Annotated in this window: 22 protein-coding genes and 1 tRNA gene; 4 read left to right on the forward strand and 19 right to left on the reverse strand. The window is 36.5% G+C overall.

The genetic code is table 11. The features are described 5' to 3' along the window. Window positions 1-191 precede the first annotated feature (191 nt). From lpdA to pdhA, 4 genes are all read right to left on the reverse strand, one after another. Window positions 192-1,598 (reverse strand): dihydrolipoyl dehydrogenase, encoded by a 1,407-nt coding sequence (gene lpdA, locus AX762_RS02640; protein ID WP_071847617.1) that lies wholly within the window; start codon window positions 1,596-1,598, stop codon window positions 192-194. A 12-nt stretch (window positions 1,599-1,610) separates the two neighbouring features. Further along, entirely contained in the window at window positions 1,611-2,984 is a 1,374-nt protein-coding gene (locus tag AX762_RS02645; RefSeq protein WP_071847618.1) for a dihydrolipoamide acetyltransferase family protein, read from the reverse strand. A 126-nt stretch (window positions 2,985-3,110) separates the two neighbouring features. Next, complete coding sequence (locus AX762_RS02650; RefSeq protein ID WP_071847619.1) at window positions 3,111-4,088, reverse strand: alpha-ketoacid dehydrogenase subunit beta; 978 nt, start codon at window positions 4,086-4,088, stop codon at window positions 3,111-3,113. 2 nt (window positions 4,089-4,090) lie between these two features. After that, on the reverse strand, window positions 4,091-5,197 hold the full coding sequence (gene pdhA, locus AX762_RS02655) for a pyruvate dehydrogenase (acetyl-transferring) E1 component subunit alpha (protein ID WP_071847620.1): 1,107 nt from the start codon (window positions 5,195-5,197) through the stop codon (window positions 4,091-4,093). A gap of 441 nt (window positions 5,198-5,638) precedes the next feature. Here pdhA and def point away from each other — a divergent pair, with 441 nt between their 5' ends. Then, window positions 5,639-6,214: a peptide deformylase gene (gene def, locus AX762_RS02660; RefSeq protein WP_071847621.1), complete on the forward strand. Its 576-nt coding sequence runs from the start codon at window positions 5,639-5,641 to the stop codon at window positions 6,212-6,214. Window positions 6,215-6,275: 61 nt separating this feature from the next. Here the strand turns inward: def and AX762_RS02665 are convergent. From AX762_RS02665 to AX762_RS02685, 4 genes are all read right to left on the reverse strand, one after another. Further along, window positions 6,276-7,441, reverse strand: a protein-coding gene (locus tag AX762_RS02665) for an IS3 family transposase (RefSeq protein WP_143139267.1) whose coding sequence is annotated in 2 segments (ribosomal slippage) — window positions 6,276-7,165 and window positions 7,165-7,441 — 1,167 coding nt in all. Because the reading frame shifts where the segments join, the coding sequence is not laid out codon by codon here. 119 nt (window positions 7,442-7,560) lie between these two features. Next, window positions 7,561-8,823: a DUF1576 domain-containing protein gene (locus tag AX762_RS02675; RefSeq protein WP_177244021.1), complete on the reverse strand. Its 1,263-nt coding sequence runs from the start codon at window positions 8,821-8,823 to the stop codon at window positions 7,561-7,563. A 135-nt stretch (window positions 8,824-8,958) separates the two neighbouring features. Further along, window positions 8,959-9,031 (reverse strand) — tRNA-Ala (locus AX762_RS02680). 109 nt (window positions 9,032-9,140) lie between these two features. Beyond that, window positions 9,141-9,920 (reverse strand): Cof-type HAD-IIB family hydrolase, encoded by a 780-nt coding sequence (locus tag AX762_RS02685; protein ID WP_071847625.1) that lies wholly within the window; start codon window positions 9,918-9,920, stop codon window positions 9,141-9,143. Window positions 9,921-10,193: 273 nt separating this feature from the next. Between AX762_RS02685 and rnjA the strand changes: the two genes are divergently transcribed. Then, the gene (rnjA, locus tag AX762_RS02690; protein ID WP_071847626.1) at window positions 10,194-11,864 is read left to right on the forward strand and encodes a ribonuclease J1; all 1,671 of its coding nucleotides are present in this window, start codon (window positions 10,194-10,196) and stop codon (window positions 11,862-11,864) included. A gap of 48 nt (window positions 11,865-11,912) precedes the next feature. Here the strand turns inward: rnjA and AX762_RS02695 are convergent, their stop codons facing one another. Further along, complete coding sequence (locus AX762_RS02695) at window positions 11,913-12,551, reverse strand: response regulator transcription factor (RefSeq protein WP_071847627.1); 639 nt, start codon at window positions 12,549-12,551, stop codon at window positions 11,913-11,915. A 350-nt stretch (window positions 12,552-12,901) separates the two neighbouring features. On the opposite strand from AX762_RS02695, the gene AX762_RS02700 reads away from it, so the two are divergent. Beyond that, on the forward strand, window positions 12,902-14,155 hold the full coding sequence (locus AX762_RS02700; RefSeq protein ID WP_071847628.1) for an IS110 family transposase: 1,254 nt from the start codon (window positions 12,902-12,904) through the stop codon (window positions 14,153-14,155). A 138-nt stretch (window positions 14,156-14,293) separates the two neighbouring features. Here AX762_RS02700 and AX762_RS02705 read toward each other — a convergent pair whose 3' ends face one another. The 10 genes from AX762_RS02705 to AX762_RS02750 form a co-directional block, all read right to left on the reverse strand. Further along, entirely contained in the window at window positions 14,294-15,085 is a 792-nt protein-coding gene (locus AX762_RS02705) for a sensor histidine kinase (protein WP_177244022.1), read from the reverse strand. Window positions 15,086-15,333: 248 nt separating this feature from the next. Then, window positions 15,334-16,071, reverse strand: coding sequence for a cell wall-active antibiotics response protein LiaF (gene liaF / locus AX762_RS02710; protein WP_071847630.1), 738 nt, complete (start codon window positions 16,069-16,071; stop codon window positions 15,334-15,336). A 137-nt stretch (window positions 16,072-16,208) separates the two neighbouring features. Then, window positions 16,209-16,682, reverse strand: a complete 474-nt coding sequence (gene greA, locus AX762_RS02715) for a transcription elongation factor GreA (RefSeq protein ID WP_083432760.1) — start codon at window positions 16,680-16,682, stop codon at window positions 16,209-16,211. Between the two features lie 143 nt (window positions 16,683-16,825). Next, window positions 16,826-17,470, reverse strand: coding sequence for a uridine kinase (gene udk, locus AX762_RS02720; protein ID WP_071847632.1), 645 nt, complete (start codon window positions 17,468-17,470; stop codon window positions 16,826-16,828). A gap of 88 nt (window positions 17,471-17,558) precedes the next feature. After that, on the reverse strand, window positions 17,559-18,647 hold the full coding sequence (gene mltG, locus AX762_RS02725) for an endolytic transglycosylase MltG (RefSeq protein WP_071847633.1): 1,089 nt from the start codon (window positions 18,645-18,647) through the stop codon (window positions 17,559-17,561). 200 nt (window positions 18,648-18,847) lie between these two features. Continuing rightward, the gene (locus AX762_RS02730; protein ID WP_071847634.1) at window positions 18,848-19,186 is read right to left on the reverse strand and encodes a DUF1292 domain-containing protein; all 339 of its coding nucleotides are present in this window, start codon (window positions 19,184-19,186) and stop codon (window positions 18,848-18,850) included. Window positions 19,187-19,199: 13 nt separating this feature from the next. Beyond that, a complete protein-coding gene (gene ruvX, locus AX762_RS02735; protein ID WP_071847664.1) occupies window positions 19,200-19,625 on the reverse strand; it encodes a Holliday junction resolvase RuvX in 426 nt (141 codons plus the stop codon). A 1-nt stretch (window position 19,626) separates the two neighbouring features. Further along, a complete protein-coding gene (locus AX762_RS02740) occupies window positions 19,627-19,884 on the reverse strand; it encodes an IreB family regulatory phosphoprotein (RefSeq protein ID WP_071847635.1) in 258 nt (85 codons plus the stop codon). 170 nt (window positions 19,885-20,054) lie between these two features. Further along, window positions 20,055-22,700, reverse strand: a complete 2,646-nt coding sequence (alaS, locus tag AX762_RS02745) for an alanine--tRNA ligase (RefSeq protein WP_071847636.1) — start codon at window positions 22,698-22,700, stop codon at window positions 20,055-20,057. A gap of 345 nt (window positions 22,701-23,045) precedes the next feature. Continuing rightward, window positions 23,046-23,939, reverse strand: coding sequence for a YitT family protein (locus tag AX762_RS02750; protein ID WP_071847637.1), 894 nt, complete (start codon window positions 23,937-23,939; stop codon window positions 23,046-23,048). Between the two features lie 164 nt (window positions 23,940-24,103). On the opposite strand from AX762_RS02750, the gene AX762_RS02755 reads away from it, so the two are divergent. Next, window positions 24,104-25,012 carry a diacylglycerol kinase family protein gene (locus AX762_RS02755; RefSeq protein ID WP_177244023.1) on the forward strand — a complete coding sequence of 303 codons (909 nt, stop codon included), beginning with the start codon at window positions 24,104-24,106 and terminating at the stop codon, window positions 25,010-25,012. Window positions 25,013-25,042: the final 30 nt, after the last annotated feature.

A 25,042-nucleotide genomic window follows, 5' to 3' on the forward strand; every position in this document is an offset into this window, starting at 1 on the left:
TTAGAGTGCGTCATGTGAATTCATCCTGTCTATTGAGAGTTAGAGGTAACTTTAATATAACATGAAATTCACATGGCGTTTTTTATATGTTAGCCTAAGCGGCTAACTTCATTATAAAATCCAGCAAGCAAAAACAAAAAGATTCTTAGCTTAATAAGCTAAGAATCTTTAGTTAATCTAATTTTTATTTCTTACATGTGAATCGGCATACCTAAAGCAGCTTCTGCAGCATCCATAACGACTTCACTTAGTGAAGGGTGTCCGTGTATAGTTAATGCAATATCTTCCGCATTCATTCCGCTTTCAACAGCTAGAGCAATTTCAGCAATGACATCAGAAGCACTGATTCCCGCTACTTGACCGCCAACAATTACATTGTCTTCTTTAGTTGTTATCAAACGTACGAATCCTTCAGTAGCATTTAAAGATAATGCGCGTCCATTACCACCAAGTGGGAATTTTGTAATATTAACTTCTACTTTATTTTCTTTAGCTTCGCTTTCTGTCAATCCAACAGATGCGATCTCTGGATCTGTAAAGGCAACTGCGGGTAGTGCACGGTAATCCACAGCCACTTTTTTGCCTGAGATTGCTTCAGCAGCAATTTTAGCTTCATAACTTGCTTTATGTGCTAATGCGGGTCCAGGAACGATGTCCCCAACAGCATAAATGGTTTCAATATTTGATTTGCCTTGTTCGTCTACTTCGATTAAACCACGTTCGCCAACTGTAACACCTGCTTGTTCCAAGCCAAGTTCATCAGTGTTGGGACGACGGCCAACAGTTACTAAAACATAATCCACATCTAGAGATTTTTCTTCTCCTTTAGCTTCATATTTGACCGTTACGCCATTATCTGTAACCGTTGACCCTTTAGCCATTGCTCCAGTAATGATTTCCACGCCTTTTGATTTGAAGTTTCTTTCAACAAGTTTAACCATGTCTTTATCAAAACCGTTTAAAATTGAAGGAAGACCTTCTATAACAGTTACTTCAGTACCTAAGTTGGCATACGCACCCGCTAATTCAGAACCAATATAGCCTCCACCAACAATAGCCATTTTTTTAGGAATTGCCGGTAAGTTCAATGCGCCTGTAGAATCTAAAACACGTTCACTGAATTTAAATCCGGGAATTTCAATTGGACGACTACCTGTTGCAACAATAGCGTTATTGAATGAATACGTTTGAGCACTGTCATCATTCATGACACGCAACGTATTTTCATCAACGAAAAATGCTTCTCCGCGTAAAATTTCAACTTTGTTCTTTTTAAGCAGACCTTCTACGCCTTTAGTTAATTTATTAACTACTTGCGTATCTTTCCACTCTTGAGTTTTAGTAAAATCAATTTTTACATTTTCAGAAGTAACACCAAAAGCAGTTGAATCGAGTGATTCTTGATACTTGTGACTAGCAGCGATCAATGCTTTGGAAGGAATACATCCAACATTTAAACATACGCCACCAATAAATTCTTTTTCGACAATAGCTACTTTTTGTCCCATTTGCGCTGCACGAATAGCTGCAACATAACCACCAGGACCAGCTCCAATAACTACTGTATCTAATTCAATTGCGAAATCTCCTACTACCATTTGTGATTCACCTTATCCTTCCATTAATAATAATTCAGGATCTGCTAACAGACGTTTTAGTTCATTCATTGCTTTTTGACCTGTAGCTCCGTCAATAACACGATGATCGAAGACTAAAGATAATGCTAACATTGGAGCAGCAACGATTTCTCCATCGTCATTTACGATTGCTTTTTTAGCGATACGACCAACACCCAAAATAGCCACTTCTGGATAGTTTATAATTGGAGTGAACCAACCGCCACCTACAGAACCTATATTAGAAATCGAGATAGACCCATTACCCATATCACTTGATTTCAATTTACCTTCATGAGCTTTACCACCCAATTCAGTAATTTCTGAAGCGATACTGAACATTGATTTCTTATCAGCATCAGCTACGACCGGGACATATAATCCTTGCTCTGTATCAGCAGCAATACCAATATTGAAGTAATTTTTGTAAACAACTTCATCGCTCGTACCATCGATAGATGAGTTCAACGCTGGGAATTTCTTCATAACAGCGATGATTGCTTTAACTACATAAGGTAAGAATGTTAATTTAACATCCTGCTCTGCAGCAATCGTTTTAAATTTAGTACGGTGTGCCATTAATTTAGTGACATCAACTTCGTCAAACAATGAAACCGATGGTATAGTCAAACTACTGTTCACCATTGCTTTAGCAATAGCTTTACGGGTTGTAGACATTTTTTCTCTGGTTTCTTCGTCAGAACGATTAGATTTAAATGCTTTAACCTCAGCAGAAACAGCAGGAGTTGATCCTTTAGATTCACTTACAGCACTTTCTTCAGTAACTGTTTCTTGAGCAGAAGCTTTTTCTCCTCCACCTTGCAGGAAGTTATCGATGTCTTCACGCGTCGTGCGTCCACTTTTTCCGGTTGCTTCGACTAAACTGATATCTACATTTTTTTCGCGTGCGTGTTGTCTAACTGAGGGCATTGCTAAGACGCGTTTATCAGGATCAGATGTTTTAACTACATCATCCGACACTTCTTTTTCAGATTGAACCGGTTCTTTTTTTTCTTCAGTAGCAGCTTCTTTTGATGAAACTTCAGATTTAGTTGGAGCTTCTTCAGTTTTTTCTTCAGTTTTTTCTTCAGCAGCTTCTTCTGATGATTCCTCGCTATCGTCTTCGTTTCCTTCTGAATCGATTTCAACGATAGGGTCACCTACAGATGCCACTGTACCTGGTTCTACTAAGAATTTTTTGATTATTCCATCAACTGGAGAAGCTAATTCTTCAACAGATTTATCGTTTTGAATTTCAGCAATCGAATCGCCTTCTTCAACTTTATCTCCTTCAGAAACTAACCAGCTGACGATTTCACCTTCAGCCATACCTTCCCCAACATCAGGGAGCTTAAATGTAAAAGCCATTATATTTTTCTTCCCTTCTATAAATGATTTCAGTTTGAACTTCGTTTAATTTTGACTAAATATGGAACATTCTCTAATTGGTCTAAACCAATTAGAGAATGTTCTTTGAAGTCTGTTTAATAATTATTAAAATTCCACTGTTTCTTTAATTGACGCAGCAATGTCTTTAGCATTTGGTAACCAAAGGGTTTCAACTTGACCAAACGGAAAGACTGTATCTGGTGCTGAAACAAAACCGATTGGTGCTTCTAATGATAAAATAACACGTTGCGAAACTTCAGAAATAACTGTGTTTCCTACACCGGCCTGACGCTGTGCTTCTTGAACCATGACCATACGACCAGTTTTCTTAACAGACTTAATAATTGTTTCATAGTCAATTGGAGAAACTGTACGTAAATCGATAACTTCGACAGAAACGTTATCTTTTTCTAATTCTTCAGCTGCTTTGAGAGATTCACGTACCATGTAACCATATGCTACAACAGTAACGTCAGAACCTTCTTTAGCCACAGCCGCTTTACCTAAAGGTACCGTGTACTGCTCTTCAGGTACTTCATCACGGAAAGAACGATATAATTTCATGTGTTCCAAGAATACAACAGGATCATCATCGCGAATTGCCGATGTTAACAAGCCTTTTGCATCATAAGGGTTTGAAGGAATAACAACTTTAAGTCCCGGAGACTGAGCCAGTAACCCTTCAAGACTATCCGCATGCATTTCTGGTGTATGTACGCCACCACCAAAGGGTGAACGAACAACAGCAGGTAAGTTCAATTTCCCGCCTGTGCGGTAACGCGTACGTGCCATTTGACCAACAATAGAATCCATTACTTCAAATACAAATCCGAAGAATTGAATTTCCATTACGGGACGAAAGCCTTGAACTGCTAAACCAAATGCCATACCACCGATTCCAGATTCAGCAAGCGGAGTATCATTGACGCGGTTTTCACCGTATTTATCAAAAAGGCCTTGAGTCGCACGAAATACACCGCCATTTCCACCTACATCTTCACCAAATACCAAGACTTTTTCATCGCGGGCCATTTCTTGATCAAGAGCTTCCGTGATTGCCTGAATCATTGTAAGATTCGCCATGATTATTTATTCTCCTTTGCTTCGAATTTCTCAATCTGCTCAACTATATTTTGACCAGGCTCATTGTACATATTTTTCAAGAATTCTGAAATTTTCATTTTCGGAGCTTGATCTGCTTCTTTCGCAGCTTGTTTAATTTCTTCTTTAGTTTTTTCAATTAATTCTTCTTCTTTTTCGTCAGACCATAATTCTTTTTCTGTCAAGAATTTACGGAAACGAATAAGCGGATCTCTTTGTTCCCAGTAATCAAATGATTCTTTTTCACGGTAACGCGTTGGATCATCACCAGAAGTTGAGTGAGGTCCGAAACGTGATGTGACTGTTTCTATTAAAACAGGACCGTTTCCGGCAACTGCCCAATCACGTGCTTGTTTCGTTACTGCGTAAACAGCTAATGGATCCATACCGTCGACTTGTACTCCTGGAATACCTGCAGCAGCAGCTTTTTGAGCTAGCGTGACAGCAGCGGTTTGTTTTTCACGAGGAGTGGAAATAGCATAGCCATTATTTTGAATGAAGAAAACAATTGGTGCTTTATAACGACCGGCAAAGTTCATACCTTCGTATACATCACCTTGAGAAGAACCACCGTCTCCAGTATATGTGAACGTTACTTCATCTTCTTTTCCGGCAAACTTCTGTCCTACAGCATTACCCATAGCCTGGACGTATTGCGCCCCTATGATAATTTGAGGTGCCATTGCATGTAAATCTTCAGGATAGTTATTTCCTTCAACATGTCCTCTTGACCACAAGAATGCTTGTGATATAGATAAGCCGTGTTGAATCAATTGTGGAACATCACGATATCCTGGGTATAACCAATCTTGTTTTTTAAATGCGAAATGACTAGCTAATTGTGAAGCCTCTTGACCCATAGTTGGTGCATAGAAACCTAATCTCCCTTGACGAGCTAACGCCATTGAGCGATCGTGCAGTACTCGAGACCACACCATTCTTGTCATTAATTCTACTAATTCATCATCAGATAAATCTGGCATAATGTCTTTATTAACGACATTCCCATCTTTATCTAAAATTTGAACCATCGGAAACGAAGCTTCAATTGAACCTAATAAAGCTTCGTAATCAACTGGTTGCTTTGCCATAGATTACCCATTCCTCTCTCGTTGTGTAATTAAATATAACAGTTAATTTTGTCTGTTACAATTTTCTCTATTCCTATAACAATTTATCATGATTTCAAACAAAATGCAAGCGATACCCACTTGAGCCGACCTTAAAAATTGTTGGTATGAAAGGATTTCCGAATCTTTGTGATTACAAATACAAACAAGCTGTTATACTCTGTTATTCTAGATAATTGGAAACATTTAGAATATAAAGTGATACAGGTAAATAAACTGTTATATATAAGCAGCAAAAAAAAAATTTTGTACCATTTATTTATTTTAGAGAAATAACATGTGATTTTAATCACTAATATATTAAGAAATATTTCATTTTCTAATTCTAATTTTAATAATCTTAATGCACAATGCGAGTAAACCTGTTAAAATATTAGTGTATGAATACTAGGAGGTAGTTAGATGATAACAATGAAAGATGTCATTCGAGAAGGGCATCCTGCGTTACGGAAAGTAGCCAAAACAATTACGATACCTTTAAACGATGAAGAAAAAAACTTAGCTGAAGAAATGTTGGAGTTTTTAAAAAACAGCCAGGATCCTGAAATAGCAGAAAAATACGAACTGAGACCTGGTGTAGGTATAGCAGCACCACAAGTTGATGTCTCTAAGCGTATAATAGCCGTTCATGTTCCCGCTGATGATCCCGAAGCAACAGAACCTGAGTTTAGTACGGTATTAGTCAATCCGAGAATTATCAGTCATTCTGTTCAGCAAAGCTGTCTTCCAGAAGGCGAAGGCTGCTTATCTGTGGACCGTGAAATTCCTGGATATGTTCCGAGACACAAACGTATTAAAGTAGAGTATTTCGATCTTAAAGGCAACAAACAGCACAAACGCTTAAAAGATTTTTCTGCTATTGTCGTTCAACATGAAATCGATCACTTGAATGGCGTTATGTTCTTTGACCGCATAGATCCAGATAATCCTTTAGCATTACCTGAAGGACTTGAAGTTTTAGAATCTGAAGAAGAATAATAAAAAAAGCATTAAACCTTTAGACTGACATAACAATTTGAGACAAATATAAAACACCTCTTTAGGCTGCTTGCGCCCCGAATTCTTTGGGCGTTAAGTAGCCTAATTTTTCTAGGATTCGATCTTCATTGTAATAGCGCATATATTCATCCATTCGCTCCACAACGTTGATATTGTGGAGCGAATTAAATTTGACGTACTGGAATTCCTCTGACTTGATATTAGAATGGAACGACTCAATGACCGCGTTATCCCAACAGTTTCCACGACGCGACATACTACTGACCAGATGACTCTCTTTGACCAAATCCTGATACGCATACGAGGTATATACACTTCCTTGGTCGGAATGGATGATGACCCCTTCGGGGTTTCCCCGCAACTCCAGTGCCTCTTTCAACGTGTCGATAATCAACTGCGTCTGTTGGTGATCGTACATCTTATACGCGACAATTTCATTATTGAACAGGTCCATAATTGTCGACAGGTACATTGTCGAACTTCCGTACTGGATATACGTAATATCCGTTACCCATTTTTGGTTCGACGCAGAAGCAGTGAAATTGCGTTGGAGAAGATTCGGCGCTATTATGACCGATTCACCTTGTGATTTCCATTTCCGTTTCGGTTTTATTCGACATTGCAGGTTAAACTTTTGCATGATGGACTGAACCGTGTTTCGATGCCGGTCCAACTTGTACCTTTCCTTCAATAACTTTTTGATTTTCCGATGGCCGAAACGATACTTTGTTTTCTTGCACAATGCGATAATCGCTTCTTCCACTTCTGTCAATACAATTGTAGCGCCTTCGGCGAGCCACCTGTAATAAGTAGAGCGCGGTACACCCAAAGCAGACAAAATTGCCGTAATCGTATATTTCTTCCGGTATCTTTCGACCAATTGTAGTATTAGTTCTTTTTCAACTCCTCTTTCATTTCCAAGTACTTTTTTAATATCTCATTTTCCATTTTCAAATGTGCATTTTGACGATCTTTCTTTTCATCTTCACTTGCGAATTCAGGCCCATGCCCATAAGAATATTGCTTACCGATCGGTTGATCGAAACGGTGTATTTCATTTGCCCGATAACATCTCATCCACGTCTCGATTTGTGATTTTTTTTTGATTTCATGTTTCTTCATAATCTCTTTGGTCGTCAGCTGACCGTTCATTTTGTCTTTTACTACGGCCCATTTTGTTTCACTTGAATATACGTTTTTGCCCATGCAAAAACACCTCCGATTTCAGTACTTGTAGTAAGTGTACCATTTCGGAGGTGTTTTATATTGTCCCATTTAATTATGTTAGTCTACCTTTTTAGAATAGGTTTAATGCTTTTTTATATTTAATTTTCAACTTTGACCGCTTCAGCCGGATCCACCGGTTCTCGTAACTGTCTTCTCTTCTCTTGCTGATACTGAATTGCTTCTAACAATGGTATCATCATAGCCGCTACAAAACCACCTGCAAACCCGTTATTATATAAGTTGATACCTCCGTGCAGATAACCCGTATTAGTAACTACTGTTAAATGTAAAGCACCTGCAAGAATACCTATAAGCGTACCGTATCTGCCTGCTATGGGAGCAATCGTCGTTCCGAACAAACCAGCTATGATTACGCCAGTCGCACTCATGTCATAGCCATTTATAAAACCCATAAGACTAACACCAATTAAAATTGGCAAGACATTTTTCAAGTGTTTACCAAATGCCCCAAAACCAACTACGGTCAATATTCCTCCTATAGCAGGTCCATTTATCTCACCACCATGAAAGAGAACATAGAACACGGAGACATATCCTAGAAATGCCATGTTGATCAACGTAATGCTAAATCCGTTAGTTTTTATGAAGTCTGTTGACAATTGGCCGGAATGCATCATTAACTCTGAGTAACCATTCAGTGTGCCAGAATTTAGGTACAAACCAGCAACTAGCATTACAGTGAACAGTGTCAAAAATATTATAGTGAAAGCTTGATTATTCCCACTGGAAAGCATTGAAACGGGCTCAATTTCTTTACCCATGCTACGTAAAACGGAAGTAAATATTGTTCCGACTACTCCACTGGTAAAACCAATGTTATATAAACTGAATCCTTTGGTGAAGTCGACAAAATGTTTAGCTAAAGGAGGTATGATGAACCCCGCGATAAAACCCGCAATATAACCAAAGAGAATGCCTTCAGGTAACTGAAAACCCATATTAAATGTAATTTCACTGACTAATGGTCCTAACGCAGTCCCGAACAAGGCGCCTAACAAAGATTTTTCGGCGGGGACTTCTGTTACTCTAGCATAGGCAAACGCCCCTATTATGATGGGCATCGAATTGTAAAGATTTTTCCCAAAAAAAGAAAATGCAGCTACTGTAAATACAGCAGCTATGATTGGGCCATTCACTTTTGCTCGTGTCATTCTAACAAGAACTATTGCTTGAGCCGTCAATAAACCCGAATTAAATAATGTAGCCCCTATATTAGATAAAGCAAAGTAATCGGTTGTTAAGTTGGCTGGGGATGTTAAAATAGTTATTTGTCCAGCTATTATTTCTTGTGGAGTGTTAAATACAAACGCCAATGAAGCAAAGAATATTGCTATGCTCATCAAAAATCCATACTTTACATTTTGAGAAATAGTTGTATACCTCGAGATATATAGTTGGTTTTCAGAAATCATCTATCTTCCTCGTTTCAATAATATGTTTTGTAAGCACTTTCACTGTCCTGGAAATAAAAAAGGTGGAGATAGACGGGCTCGAACCGACGACCTCTTCGCTGCCAGCGAAGCGCTCTCCCAACTGAGCTATACCCCCACGTAAAAAACGTACTATTATATTATTGCTTATATGATAGTGTATGTCCACAATTTCAACTAAATTAGGCCACGTTTTTTTCGTTTCTTTCAAATTTTAGTCACAACTCTCAGTTAATGTACTTTAATTGACGCAAAGCATTTGGGATACCATTATTCTCGTTAGAGTCTGTTATGCTATTGGCTACCGCTTTCACTTCTTTTTCGGCATTACCCATAGCAATTCCTAAGCCTACGTTTTTTATCATTTCGATATCATTCATCCCGTCACCAAACGCCACAACATCTTTTAGGTTTATCCCCAAATGGTTCGCGAGTATTTTTATTGTTAAAAATTTCGAGCCATCACTTGGCAGTACATCTACCCCAGTTTCGTACCAGCGAACAAATCGAAAATGAGAGAATTCGTTTTTATAAATCTCCATTTCATCTTCCGATATAAAGAGTAAGCATTGTACAAGTGATTGCGTTTTATAAAAATCTCTATCATGTTCAGGAACAGAAAAACCTACAAATTCCATCCCATTCTTAACACGCTTGTCAGGTGTTTGATTTCTACGTCGTAATTTATCTATTGTTTCATAAACAAGTTGATGGTCGTTTTCATCTGCCAATTTAATTAATTTTTGGAGATCATCTTCATCTAAAAAATTAGTATAAATAGCTTCATGATTATAGTATGCTGCTGCGCCATTACATACTATATAATTTGATATCCCTAATTCTTCGATGACTTCTCTTGCCATCGTGTGATTTCTTCCCGTAGCGATAGCAACTTCGTGGGATTCACTTAATTCTTTTATCGCTTGTTTAGTTTCTAATGGGAGAGCTTTATTATCATCTAAAACCGTTCCATCAATATCAAAAATAAATAATTTTTTATTTTCCAATCATAGACACTCCTTTAATGTAAATACTCCCTTACTATATATAATTCAAATCTAAACTACAACTTTTCATACAATCCTACGAGTAGGTTTCACTGATTTCCTTCTTCTATACTTATTATTTTTAGTATGGTAGAATAGTTATAATAGTGGTTTCTTACACCACGCACCGAGCGGAGATTTTCATAATAGATTGAATTTACATTTTTATAGATCACAGTTTTGCAAAGTAAGATTGAAACGAAAAATCAATTATTAAAATAAGGGAGATATACAATGAAACCAGATATAAAAAATAATGAAACAGCTATGTTTGCATTAGGCGGCTTAAATGAAATAGGTAAAAATACCTATGCTATACAATTTCAAGATGAAATTATTTTAATTGATGCCGGAATTAAATTTCCAGAAGATGATTTATTAGGCATCGATTATGTTATTCCTGATTATTCTTATCTTGTAGAAAACAAAGAAAAAATCAAGGGTTTATTTATTACTCATGGTCACGAAGACCACGTCGGTGGTATACCATTCTTATTGAAGCAGCTTAATATACCTGTTTACGCTGGTAAACTAGCTTTAGCTCTTATTAGAAACAAATTAACTGAACACAATTTGCTCAAATCAACTACTTTACATGAAATTAATGGTGACACTGTAGTGAAGTTCAGAAAAACAACTGTATCATTTTTCAGAACAACGCACAGTGTACCGGAATCATACGGTATAGTAGTGAAAACACCCAATGGAAATATTGTTGAAACTGGTGACTTCAAGTTTGATTTCACTCCTGTAGGTGAACCAGCAGATATTCACAAGATGGCTAGAATTGGCGAAGAAGGCGTTCTGGCATTACTCTCAGATAGTACCAATGCAGAAATACCCAACTTTACAAAGTCTGAGCAAATTGTTGGTGAAACGATTAGAAACTTGTTCAACAAAATTGAAGGTCGTATTATCTTTGCAACCTTCGCATCAAACATTTCCAGAGTTCAACAAGCTATAGAAGCTGCCAATAAAACCGGTCGTAAAATCGCCGTGTTTGGACGTAGTATGGTTACTAACCTGGAAACTGGTCAAGAGTTAGGCTATATCCGAGCAGATGAAGGAACATTCATTCATCCCAATGAGGTAAAAAAATATAAAGCAAACGAAGTTTTGATTTTATGTACCGGATCTCAAGGAGAACCCATGGCTGCATTGAGTAGAATCGCTAACGGGACACACAGACAGATTTCTATTCAACCTGGCGATTCGGTCATCTTCTCAAGCTCACCAATTCCCGGGAATACAACGAGTGTCAATCGTGTCATCAATCAATTGTCTGAAGCCGGAGCAAATGTCATTCATGGAAAAATAAATAACATTCATACTTCCGGTCATGGTGGTCAAGAAGAACAGAAATTAATGTTACAACTAATGAAACCTAAATACTTTGTGCCTATTCACGGCGAACACCGTATGCAACGCATACATGCGAAACTCGCTCAACAAACGGGTGTGCCAAAAGATAATTGTTTTATTATAGATAATGGAGAAATTATGGCCTTTACCGAAGACACTGCTAGACGCGCTGGAGAAATCGATGCGAAAGATGTCTACGTTGATGGTAGTGGAGTTGGCGATATCGGCAACGTCGTTTTAAGAGATCGAAAAATACTCTCTGATAACGGTTTGGTTGTGGTTGTTGCGACAATAGATACAGACAAGAAAAAAGTTTTAGCCGGCCCTGATATAATTTCCCGAGGCTTCATTTATATGAGAGAATCCGAAGAACTTATACAAAAAGCTCAAAAAGTAGCCTTTGATAGCATTCAAAAATCATTTAAAAATAAAGATGTAAATGAATATAAGATGAGAAATGACTTGATCGATGAAATCAAAGAATTCTTCTTTGCTGAAACTGAACGTCGCCCCATCATCTTACCTGTTATTTTAACAAACTAATTTAAAAGTGCCCCGTTCAAGTATCTGTACTTGAACGGGGCACTTTTTTTAATTATTTTTAACAATGTCATGTCTAAAAGCGTATATGGCTACTTGAGTACGATCTTCTACTTCTAATTTTGATAAAATATTAGACACATGAGTTTTAACTGTTTTTAAAGTAATAAATAATTCATCTGCTATATCCTGATTCGTGTACCCTTTTGAAATGAGTTGAACGACTTCGTTTTCTCTACTTGTCAATCTATCGTGCAAATGATTCTTATTGTCTTCAGCTCTTTTTTCTTCAAGTATATTAGACACTTCATCCTCGATATAATTCTGACCATTGTGCGTTTCACGTATGGCTCGAGCAATTTCAGTTGCAGAGGAGGTTTTCAGAATATAGCCACATGCCCCCGCTTGCATTGCCGGATATACTTTTTCGTCATCAATGAAACTTGTCAATATAATAATCTTTGCATCAGGCCACTTTTTCATTATTTCGATTGTTGCTTCTGTTCCATCCATGACTTCCATGACTAAATCCATTAAAATAATATCTGGTTTTTCTTCCAAAGCTAGCTTAACAGCCTCTTGACCATTCGCTGCTTCTCCCACTAATTCGAAATCTTCTTGTATAGAAAAGAAAGAAGATAAGCCTAATCGAACCATTTCATGATCATCTACCAACATTAATCGTATCACACTCACACTCTCCTCGTATAATAAGTTTATTACTAATAATTTTAGTTTATTTCGCTTGGATATTCTGGGATATTCCCTAATAATGGAGCCATGGAATAGGTCCGCCGGGAATCTGCTTACTCTCCTTGTAGTTCGACTACATTATTAAGTCTGTATCCCGACAAATTGGTGTACTTTAAACGCATAAGCTGTACGTGACAGGTGAGGCGACTAGCGTCGTAGAACTAGTTATGTGGCTGCCGAGCCTTTCTATACTGTGCTCATACGCGAGGTTGAGGCATACAATTTGTTTTAGGGGTATCCCAGAGTATCTGAGCATTTTCCAAATTTAAGGAAAGGAGGTCCTCTCCATGAAATTGTTCATTGGTTTAGATGTGAGTTCAACGAAGTTAGATGCCTGTTTTCTAACAAGTGAGTCTACAATTTTGTTAGAGACGACGGTCTCAAACGATTTAGTTGGTGCCTGTGAACTAAAAGGCCATGTGCTTAGTTATATTGACCAGTTTAACTTTTCTCGCATCGTTATTGGTATGGAAGCAACCGGTCAGTATAGTTCTCTTCCAGCCTTGTTTTTCAACGAAGACGTGGAACTGCGTTCCCAGGGTGTCGAAACAACCGTTGAAAACCCGCGTAATATCCATCGATTTATGCGGATCTTCTCTGAAGATAAAAATGATCAGCTTGATGCCTTTCATATTGCTGACTATTTACGTCTCGAACGGTTTTCGACTTCTCCAATCAAAGAAGAGCAGTACGTTGCCCTTCAGTCATTAACACGTGCTCGGTTTAATCCTATCCAGGATATGACACGGACAAAACAGCACTTCCTGAACATCTTATATATGAAGTGTAACGTGCTTCAGCGTGAGCTAAAATCAGAGAGCGGATCAACCTCTGTATTCAGCACCACCATTTTAGAGCTGTTTACCACGGAGTTCACACTCGATGAAATTGGATATATGCCACTCGAGAAATTGGTAGATATTGTTAACCCAAAAGGGCGCGGTCGGTTTAAACAACCAGAGAAACTCGCTCAACGTCTTCAAAAGGCTGTAAGAAGTTCGTATCGTTTAGGAAAAACAGTTCAAGATTCTATCGATAGTGTTCTAGCTTCACAAGTACGCATTATCCGGACGTATCAGGAAGAAATCAAAACCTTAGACAAAGCGATTATTGAGATTCTCGCTGTCATACCTGAATCGAAGAGTTTACTCAGTATTCCAGGTATCGGCCCCGTCTATACCGCCGGTATACTAGCTGAAATTGGCCAAATCGATCGCTTTGCCAACCAAGCCAAGCTAGCTAAATACGCTGGCCTGTTTTGGCCAAAAAGTCAGTCTGGTAACTTTGAAAAAGAATCAACACCACTTTCTAGACAAGGGAATCGCTATTTGCGTTATTACTTAATTGAAGCCACCAATTCAGTTAAACGCCATCTCCCTGAATATTCTGATTACTATCAGAAAAAGTTCCAAGAAGTACCGAAGCATCAACACAAACGTGCCCTCGTCTTGACCGCTAGAAAATTTGTGCGTTTGGTGGATAAACTACTACGAGACCACCAACTCTATACGCCTCCAAGGAGTGTGATAGAGCATTCTTAATTCGAATGACGCAGATTCTTGGTACCTATTATAGAGAACTGGAGTTCTCTATAATTAATAGGTTTATTTGATGCATAGTTTTTTCGAAAAGCCCCGTGTAATTTCTCGGTTTTCTAATTTGACTTAATACCATAAGACTTAAGTTAAAGGTACCTTTATTTCAATACGTGTTCCAAACCTAGGAAGAGAAACAATTTTCACATTTCCTCCCATACCCTCTATTCGTTCTTTGATATTACGTAATCCGTAACTACCTGTTTTTTTATCATCAACGTTAAATCCTACACCATCATCATTTACTCTGAGTTGAATACTGCTTCCACTTTGAGTTAAATAGACTTCCAACACTTTTGCATTAGCGTGTCTGAGTACATTAGACAAAAGTTCCTGCAATATTCTGAAAAAATGATCTTCCATCACTGTGGACATAAAAACTTCCTCGATTTGAAAATGTATATCCACATCTATTTTAGATGAAAGTTCTTTGAGCAATTGTTCAATTCCTTGTTTCAAAGATTTACCATCCAGTTGAATTGGTCTGAGATGTAATAATAAGGCACGCATTTCTGTCTGTGAGGCATGGATGGTCTGCTCTACCAATAGCAATTGTTTGATTACAGGCTCAGGACAACCGACCACTTGTTGATTCACTGCCGACAGCATCATTGAAGCAGCAAACAGCTGTTGTGATACAGAATCATGCAATTCTCTGGCTATACGCTTGCGTTCATTTTCAAGAATATCATTTTTGGTTTCATTATCAAGTGTTTTTGGTTCCTGAGCATTTTTCAGCGCTTCATCTGCCATAAACATTAATTTTTCATGCAATTTCAAAAATTGTCTGTCGATATCTTCATTAATCTGTAGCGGCGTGTCCAATGAATACATATTCAAGAATATTGAAGCAGAATAATGACCTTGACTCATCATTCTTAAACCTTCTTCGACTCTCCTCAATTTTCTTTTTTCAAACGCTCTTAAATAAGAGAGTGTCACCAATGCTAATATGAAGGAAAACAGAATCAGATAAAAAAACAAAGATATGCCTACAATATTTGCTCTATATAGTGCTGTTACCCACTGATTTTCAGAGAGTGCTAAAAAAATAAACACTGTAATAAATAATAAGATAAAAAAGAATAATAAGAAGTATCTTAGTAAATGCGACAAGGACTTTTTCATAAATAAACAACCTCAACTTCACCAATTAATGTGCTGGATACGACTTTAATTTTTCTAAGTGTTGTTTCATAATTTTTTGACTGCCACTTAACCGTTTCATTTTTCATATCAAAGACCTCATCTTCAATAATGAGCTTCCCTAAAACGATGCTGACATCTAATGATAGTGCAACGTCTTTCGGTACAAATAACTTAGTGTCACCAAACCCTTTTCTAAGCAGTAAGATATTTTCTTTTATTGGTAAAACTGTGTTGCCTAAATCAAAGAAAGTATCTCCCATTATTTTTTGAAAATTGTAATCCTCCCATTCAAATATATCCTTACCTACAAAGTCATCTCCGATCCATTTGTTTCGATATAACTTCAACTCATTTGCTTCATTTTCATTCCACTGTACAGAAATATACTCTTTATCTCGCCAATATTGTTTTTTTCTGAATAAAGGATCACGCATAGTATTTAGTAACTTCTCATCTGAACTAAACTGAAATAATAAAAATAGAGTTAATAACACCCAGAAAGCTGTCGTAAATATAAAAGATGCAAGAAATAAAGCTAAACTCGTCCACAAATAATTGGTATGTTTTTGTGTTTCTTTGGGAGATGATTTATATAAGGCTAAAAATCCAATAGCCAAAACAAAAAATAAAAAGAACACATAGTTATGAACGATTTGATATAAAAGCCAGACGAACAGTACGATTAAAATTGCTTTATACACGTTGGCATTCATACTATCTCTCCTCTACTTGATTCTATAGCAAGTATAACTAATTTATCCTAAAATAGCATCACTTTCTCTTGAAAATACATCTTAAGTCGTATAAAAAAAGCTAAAGACTGTTTGGATTGCACAGTCTTTAGCTTTTATTAAAATACTTTGGTAACTTCTACCGACATTGTTCCACCTGGTGTTTCTATCTGAACTTTGTCACCAACACATTTTCCTAAAATAGCATCTGCAATTGGCGATTCGTTCGAGATTTTACCGGAGAATGGATCAGCTTCAGCTTTACCTACGATGGTATACTCTTCTTCAATACCATCAGGTAATTCTTTAAATATTACTGAACGGCCTAAAGTAACTACACCTTCTTTAGAATTTGAACTATCAATTATTTCTGCATTTTGAAGCATGTTTTCAACAGTACTGATTCTGCCTTCTATAAAAGCTTGTTCATCTTTGGCTGATTCATACTCAGAGTTTTCTGATAAGTCTCCAAACCCACGAGCAATTTTGATACGCTCAACAACTTCTTTTCTCTTAACTGACTTTAATTCGTTTAATTCTTTTTCTAAATTTTCTTTTCCTTGAGCAGTCATTGGATATGCTTTTTCTGTCATCATTATTATTCACCTCATAAAATACATTATTATTAAAAATGGCTATCTAAAAAAATTTAATGTCAACTAAATTCTCAATGGAATTAAGATACCACGAACTTATAACGTTGTAAAGCATTTTTCTGAAATAAAACGTTCCTTTTTCACAAGGAACGTTCTTCAAATATGGTATGTATCTTTGTAGTCATTAAATCGATAGCTACTTGATTTCTACCACCCTCAGGTATGATAATGTCTGCATATTTTTTGGTTGGTTCAATAAATTGCGCGTGCATAGGTTTAACTACTGATAAATATTGTTCAATTACAGTGTCCAGTGTTCTTCCTCGTTCTTCAATATCTCTTTTAATACGTCGAATGATTCGTATATCATCATCCGTATCAACATAAACCTTTATATCCATTAACTCTCTTAACCTTGGATCTTCTAAAATAAGAATACCTTCAAGGATAATAACTTCTTTTGGTTCCTGATGAACTATTTCATCACTTCTGGTGTGTCTTGTATAATCATATACTGGTTTACTGATCTTTTTGTATTCCAATAAATCATTTAGGTGGGAAATGAGTAGATCAGTATCAAATGCAAAAGGATGATCATAGTTCGTTTTTAATCGTTCTTCAAAACTTAAATAATCCTGGTTTTTATAGTAAGAGTCTTGTTCAAGCATCATAATTGATTTTCCTGGGAAATAATTGTAGATAGCTTGACTGACACTTGTTTTCCCACTACCCGAACCGCCAGTAACACCTATTACGATGGGTTTATTTTTTTGATTCTTATCCATAATACAATTCCTTTCTTTAAACAACCGATATAATAGTCTTAAGAAAAGCACTGAGTCGGATTTGACTCAATGCTTTCGTGTAAATTATCTACTCATCTATATATTCTCGCTTATATTCTAAATGTTGTTCGTATGTTTCCGAAAAATAAACTTCTCTTGTCGATAAATCCGCCAAAAAATACATATAGTCTGTTTCAACTGGATATATGCTAGCTTGAATAGATTCTTCGGAAGGATTGTTAACGGGACCTGGTCCTAAACCTGTATGCTTATATAGGTTATAAGGCGAATCAATTTCTAAATCATCATAGGTTATTCTTTCTTGGTGTTCTCCGAGAGCATAAGTGACACTCACGTCTGTTTGAAGTGCCATTCCAGACTCTAGACGATTATAAAATACGCCCGAAATCAACTCACGGTCTTCGTAGGTTATGCCTTCTCTTTCGATGAATGAAGCCATTGTCAGTATCTTATGCACTGTCGTTTCTTGTTCGTCTATTTGTGTGTAATGATCTTCAAAAACTTGATTCATATGATTAATCATTTGAGTGACTAAATCATTTAATGTCGTATCATCGAGTAACTCATAAGTCGCTGGATACAAATAACCTTCTAGAGTATAAAGTGTTTCCTCTTGAACATCAATGGCTTCACTTAACAACTCAGGAAATGCTTCAGCTTTTTCAGCTAGGAAATCTTCATCCTCAATTAAATCAAAAAATTCATCAATGGAATAATCCGTTTGCTGCCCTATCACAATAGCGACTTGTTCTACAGTAAAACCTTCAGGAATCGTTATAGAGCCTGAAGCCTCTTCCATAATTGGAGTCCCACCCTCTTGTAACTGAGTCACAATTTCATCTGTAGACAGCGAAGGAGAAAATAGATAGTATCCTGCTTGAAAGCCTTCTTCACCAGTAAATCTTAAATGATAGTTAAAAACAAAAGCACTTCGAATAATATTATTTTCTTCTAAGATTCGGGAAATATCCGTACGTGATGAGCCAATAGGAATCTCGGTTGGGATATCTTCGTTACTACCTGGCTCCAAAGGATCCAAAGAAGAAGTGTAATATTGATAGCCCGAAAAAACGAGCACAACAATTAATATGATTAAAATTGAAACAATACTTAATACAATTTTTCTGACCGTTTTTATCGATTGTCTATCAGGCATGCAATGTCCATCCTTTTTTAATAAGATAGTTATCTTAATCATTATACACAATATGTATACCGCAGAAAAGAAATCTTTCTTCTCATTATTATTTAGTATTTAATATATTTTATTCAAAAAAAAATGGATAGCGGAAAGTCTTTCATACTTATAGCATTATGAGTTAGACTAATTTCCCTATCCATCTTTATATTTTTCTATTATTCGTCGTCTTCTTCGTATTCGTCGTCCTCTTCTTCGCTAATAAATGTGTTTAAAACTTCCTCGATCATTTCCCATTCTTCATCGGAATCAATTGAACTCAAAGATCCTTCAAGCCCACCCTCTGATTCTTTATAAGAAAATGCAGACAGTTCAACTTCTTCGCCTTCGTTGGTACCCGTTGGATAAACTAATACATATGATTTACCAAAATCGTCTGATTCGAAAGTAAAAAGAATCTCGTATAACTCTTCATTTCCCTCTTCATCTATAATCGTAATGTTTTCATGTTCATGTTCATGATCGTGCTCATTATCGTGGTTGTTTTCTTTTGACATTTTTCTTCCTCCTTCAATTCTTTGAATGTTGATCTAGATAATTCTGTAATATCATTACAGCAGCTAGTTTATCTATAACTTTTTTTCTTTTTTTTCGTGAAGTATTGCCTTCTTCAATTAGCATTCGAGTTGCCTGCATAGTAGTTAATCGCTCATCTTGGTAGGTCACTGGTAATTCAAAAAGTTCTTCGAGTTTTTGCCCGTATTCCATTGAAATCTCAGCACGCTCACCAATTGTCCCATTCATATTCTTAGGTAAACCGACAACAAATGACTCTACCTCGTATTCTTCAATGAGTTCTTTGATTCGATCAAAACCGAATTCGTTCTTAGATTCATTGATTTTAACTGTTTCTATTCCTTGAGCCGTCCAACCAAACTGATCACTTACGGCAACACCGACGGTTTTTGAGCCGACATCCAAACCCATGATACGCATTTTATTTTTTGTTCTCAATATAATGAGCAACTAATTCTTCTAAAATTTCATCTCTTTCGTGTCGTTTTATCAAGTTTCTCGCATCATTATGACGAGGTATATAAGCAGGATCTCCCGATAACAAATAGCCAACGATTTGATTTATAGGATTATATCCTTTTTCCTCTAAGGCTTTATATACTAATCTTAACGTTTCGTCGACATTGTGTTCATCAATATTATCAACACTAAATCGAACAGTATGATCATTTATAGTCATTTAACGTTCCCTCCGTCTTTTCAATAACGAATATAAGTAACCATTCATTATATTCTTTTTGAAAATTTCTGTTATATTCATTTTACTAGAAATCCATTCAAAGTACAATGCAATCTATAATCGTTACTTCTCTTTTTAAATGTTACCTGTTATTAAAGTGGTATTCAAGTTTAACTGTTTGACTCGATCCATTCTGGAACTGCTTTTAGCGCTTCGGGTAGTCCCTCAGGCTTTTTACCTCCAGCTTGAGCAAAGTCATCGCGTCCTCCGCCTCCACCTTTTACATATGGGGAGATTGTTTTTATCAAGTTGCCTGCTTTCAATTTCTTGTCTATTGCTTTTTGATTAAGTGATGCAATGATATTTACTTTGCCTTCAATTCTTAAACCTAAAACTAAAACATCTGAATAATTATTCTGCTTCCATTTATCTGCTAACTGTCTTAATTGGTTCATGTCTTTTGCTTTAATCTCTTCAGCAATAAACGTCAAATCACCTACAGTTTTGACTTGAGTAAAGATATCTTCAGCTTGTGCGTTAGCTAATTTTGCATGTAACGACTCATTCAGCTGATTGATATCTTTCAATTCTTTCTGTAAGCCTTCGATTTTGACTGGAAGATCTATTAGTGATTGTATTTTCATAAGTTTGGATACTTGTTTCAAAATAGTTAATTGCTCTTCCATCCAACGATAAGCACCCTCGCTTGTCTGAGCAATAATTCTTCTTGTGCCCGCACCTATGCCACTTTCTGAAAGGATTTTGAATAAGCCTATCTCTGATGTGGTATTAACATGCGTTCCGCCACACAACTCTTTTGAATACTCATCAATCATTACGACACGTACATTATTGCCATATTTCTCACCGAATAATGCCATTGCTCCCATTTTTTTTGCTGTCTTAATATCTGTTTCAACTGTTTCGATTTTGAGGTTTTCTTGGATTTTCTGATTGACGATTCCTTCAATTTCTTTTAATTCGTCTTCTGTCACTTGTCCAAAATGGGTAAAGTCAAATCTTAAATAATCATCTTCAACCAATGATCCTGCTTGATTTGCATGATTACCTATAGTATCTTTTAATGCTTGATGCAAAAGGTGCGTAGCTGTATGATTACGTTCAATTAAACTTCTACGTTTTTTATCGATGACTAAATGATAGGTTTCATTCGCAATCAAGGTTTGTCTGATCTCTACTTCATGAATAGGCTGACCTTCAGGACCAGATTTTACGTTCGTAACCTCAGCCATAACAGTCTGATTTTCATTGAGTATTAAACCACTATCTCCTACTTGCCCACCTTTTTCAGCATAAAAAGGACTTTCATCGAATATAAGTCTGACTGATTCTCCTGGTTCGACGGTTTCAGCGAACGCATCTTCCTTAATGATTTTCACTAATTTACTGGTTATTTCATCAGTATCATAGCCGATAAACTCACTCTTGATAGTGAGACTGTTTAAAAGTGACGATTGAATAGCCATAGATCCTTCAGCTTGACGAGCAGAACGGGCTCTATCACGTTGTTTTTCCATTTCAATTTCAAATTCTTCATAATTAATTTTCATATTTTCTTCAAGTACAACTTCCTCAGTTAATTCTATTGGGAAACCATAGGTGTCATATAACTGAAAGACATCTTTTCCTGAAATTACTGACTGACCTTCTGCTTTTAATTGATCGACCGTTTCTTTAACTTTATCTAAGCCTGCAGACAACGTTTCAAGGAATCTCTCTTCTTCGTTCAAGATAACCTTCTCAATGAATTTAATGTTTTCACTGACTTCCGGATAATGTTCTTTCATGATTTCTGCAACCACTGGAACAAGCTGTGTTAAAAACGGTTTTTCAATGTCTAACTTTCTCCCGTGCATGACGCTTCTTCTGAGTAACCGTCTTAATACATAGCCACGACCTTCATTAGAAGGTAATGCCCCGTCGCTAATTGCAAACACTAACGTCCGAATGTGATCAGCAATGACTTTGAAACTAACTTTGTTTTTTGGATCTGCACCGTATTGATATTCAGAAATCTCTTCCACTTTATTTATAATTGGCATAAACAAATCTGTTTCAAAATTTGTAGGAGCATCTTGAATGACTGATACAATCCGTTCGAGTCCCATACCTGTATCTATATTTTTATTTGGTAAGGCTTCATACGTATCATCTGATTTGTGATTGAATTCTGAAAAGACCAAATTCCATATTTCTAACCATCGTTCATTTTCTCCACCAGGATAATTTTCTACATGTTCTTCTGGTAAATTACTAAACGCTACGCCTCTGTCATAAAAAATTTCAGAATCCGGTCCGCATGGTCCTTCACCGATATCCCAAAAATTGCCTTCCTCTTTGATTAAATGTGATTCATCCACACCGATTTTATCTTTCCAAATCGTATATGTTTCGTCATCTTGAGGATAGACAGTGATATACAGTTTTTTTGGATCTAGCGCTAACCACTCATCTCCTGTTAAAAATTCCCATGCCCATTCAATCGCTTCTTCTTTGAAGTAATCACCAATTGAGAAATTACCCAACATTTCAAATAATGTATGGTGTCTGGCAGTCACGCCAACATTTTCAATATCATTTGTTCGAATACTTTTCTGCGAACTCGCGATTCTCGGATTATCCGGTTTCACTGATCCATCAAAGTATTTTTTCATCGTAGCTACCCCAGAGTTTATCCAAAGTAATGTAGGATCTTCTACCGGAACTAATGATGCACTCTTTTCGATTTTATGCCCTTTTTCTTTGAAAAAATCTAAAAAGAGTTGTCTTAACTCTGAACTTGATAATTTCTTCATCAGTCATTTCTCCTTTGATGTAAAATATATATAAAATAAAAAAACCGAATAATCTACTACAGACAAGGACGAGTGTGCGCGGTACCACCTTGTTTGCAATAACTTATTCAGTCAGTCATTACCTCTTTAGACTTGTTAACGCCAAGTAACGTCATAATTTCTTATGAATAATAGAATGGTAGCACTAACAGTGTGTGATATTCTTTCACCTTTTGAATATCTCTCTTTAATAACACTCTAGCATATCCCTCTATGAATGATAAAATTATAGCGTAGATAAACCGATTAGTCAATGATTCTCTGTTAGTCACACTTGATTACTTAACGGAACATTGTTGAGATATACTATTCTGTATCTGTCCATTCTGTTTCATTCGGTGGAAAATACTTATGCATCGAAAATCCACGACCTAAGACTTCACTCGCTGGCATCGCTACAACAAATGCATCTGCATCTGCTTTTAGCACAGCTTCTTTTAATAGTGTAAATTCTCTCTCTTGAATAACTGCCATAAGCATATCTTTATCTGTGTTCCCATATCCACCACGAATACCCAAATTAGTCACACCACGTTCCATAGTGTGTAGAATTTCTTGTCTAATATCTTCAGTATTATCTGAAATAATAAATACATTTTTATTACGATTAAACCCAAGCTGTACCAGGTCGATCGTACGAGAAACGATAAAGAGAGCTATAAGTGAGAACATGACTGTTTCAACGTCAAAGACTAGTAAGGCAATGAGTATCACGAGACCATCTACCACTATTGTGCTGAAACCCAATGGAAAATGCAGGTACTGATAAAGTATCTGGACAATAACGCTTGTTCCACCTGTTGATGATTTTGCTCGATAAACAATTCCTATACCTAATCCTGTGAGTCCGCCACCATATAATGCCGCCAGTAAAGGTTCGCTAGTAATGGGGCCCCAGTGTCCAATAAAACTTAAGAAGAATGGTAAGAGCAAACTTCCTAGTATCGTTTTATATCCAGCTTCTTTTCCTAATAGAACAAAACATAATACCAATAAGGGGACATTCAGAGCATATTGAAATATAATGGGGTTCCAACCAAACATTGTTTTCGCGGCTATAGATAATCCAGACACTCCGCCTGATACAATATTATTGGGTAATAAAAACACTTGAAATGAGACCGCAGTCAAAAAGGATCCAAATATTATATAAGTGTAATCCACCGCACTTAATGTGTATTTTTTTGCTACTCGTAACATCTAATATCCTCCTTATAAAAAGCATTTAGTCAACTCGAGCATTCTAACATTTAAAGCATGTGAAATACAAGGATAACTTTTTTTATTTTAAATCTTTAATCTTATCTTTTTTTTATCCTGTTTTCCCGTATACTATGGTTATTAAATAAGAATTGGTGATGACTGTGCATAATAAAAATTTAATCTTTATTGTTAATGAATATTCAAGACATGGAAAAAAAACGACGAATAAAATCAGACAAGTTATGGATCTTTTTGATAGTACATATGAAATTCATTTAACCCAGCATAAGCAGCATGCTACTTCGTTAGCCGAATCCTTCGCTAATGAACTAGAGAACGATACACTTGTTGTTGCTGTCGGAGGCGACGGTACATTAAATGAGGTCGTTCAAGGACTAGTCAATGCCGGCAATCATTTACCCGTCGGCTATATACCGACCGGATCCGGAAACGATTTTGCCCGATCGCTTAAGTTACCTTTATCCATTGAAGCATCCATACGTAACATAATCGAAACGAACACCCCGACACCACTGGACATTTTAGTAGGAACATCTGATAATTTAAATGTTGTAGCAGTTAATAGTATTGGATTTGGAATAGATGGCATGGTCATCTATAAAATCGATCAGACTAAGAACAAACAAACGATCGGCAAGTTTTCATACTTAGCTTCTGTTTTGTCTGCATATTTTTCACAGAAAAACTTCCCGTTGAAATTGATTGCTGATGATCGGAAATTCACTTATGGTGAAGCTTTATTGATTGTATGTACGAATAATAAATTCTTCGGTGGAGGGATCCCTATCCATCCACAAGCAGATGCAACCGACGAGTTGATCGATTTGGTCGTTGCTGAAAAAGTTTCTTTCTGGGAATTACTGCATATCTTATTTTCAGTATTAACCACCCAGAAGCATTTAAATCACCCGAAACTTCATTCTCATAGAGTTTATTCATGTGAATTCACACTTTATACTCCTCAATATGGACAGAGAGATGGAGAATTAATAGATAAGAATGTACAACACATGTCTGTAAAAATAATAAAACAACTCTTCTGGATATAGTCTGAATAAAAGAGACCGGGACAAAATAAA

Origin of the sequence: Alkalibacterium sp. 20 (assembly GCF_001885615.1) — a bacterium.
Taxonomy (GTDB): Bacteria; Bacillota; Bacilli; order Lactobacillales; family Carnobacteriaceae_A; genus Alkalibacterium.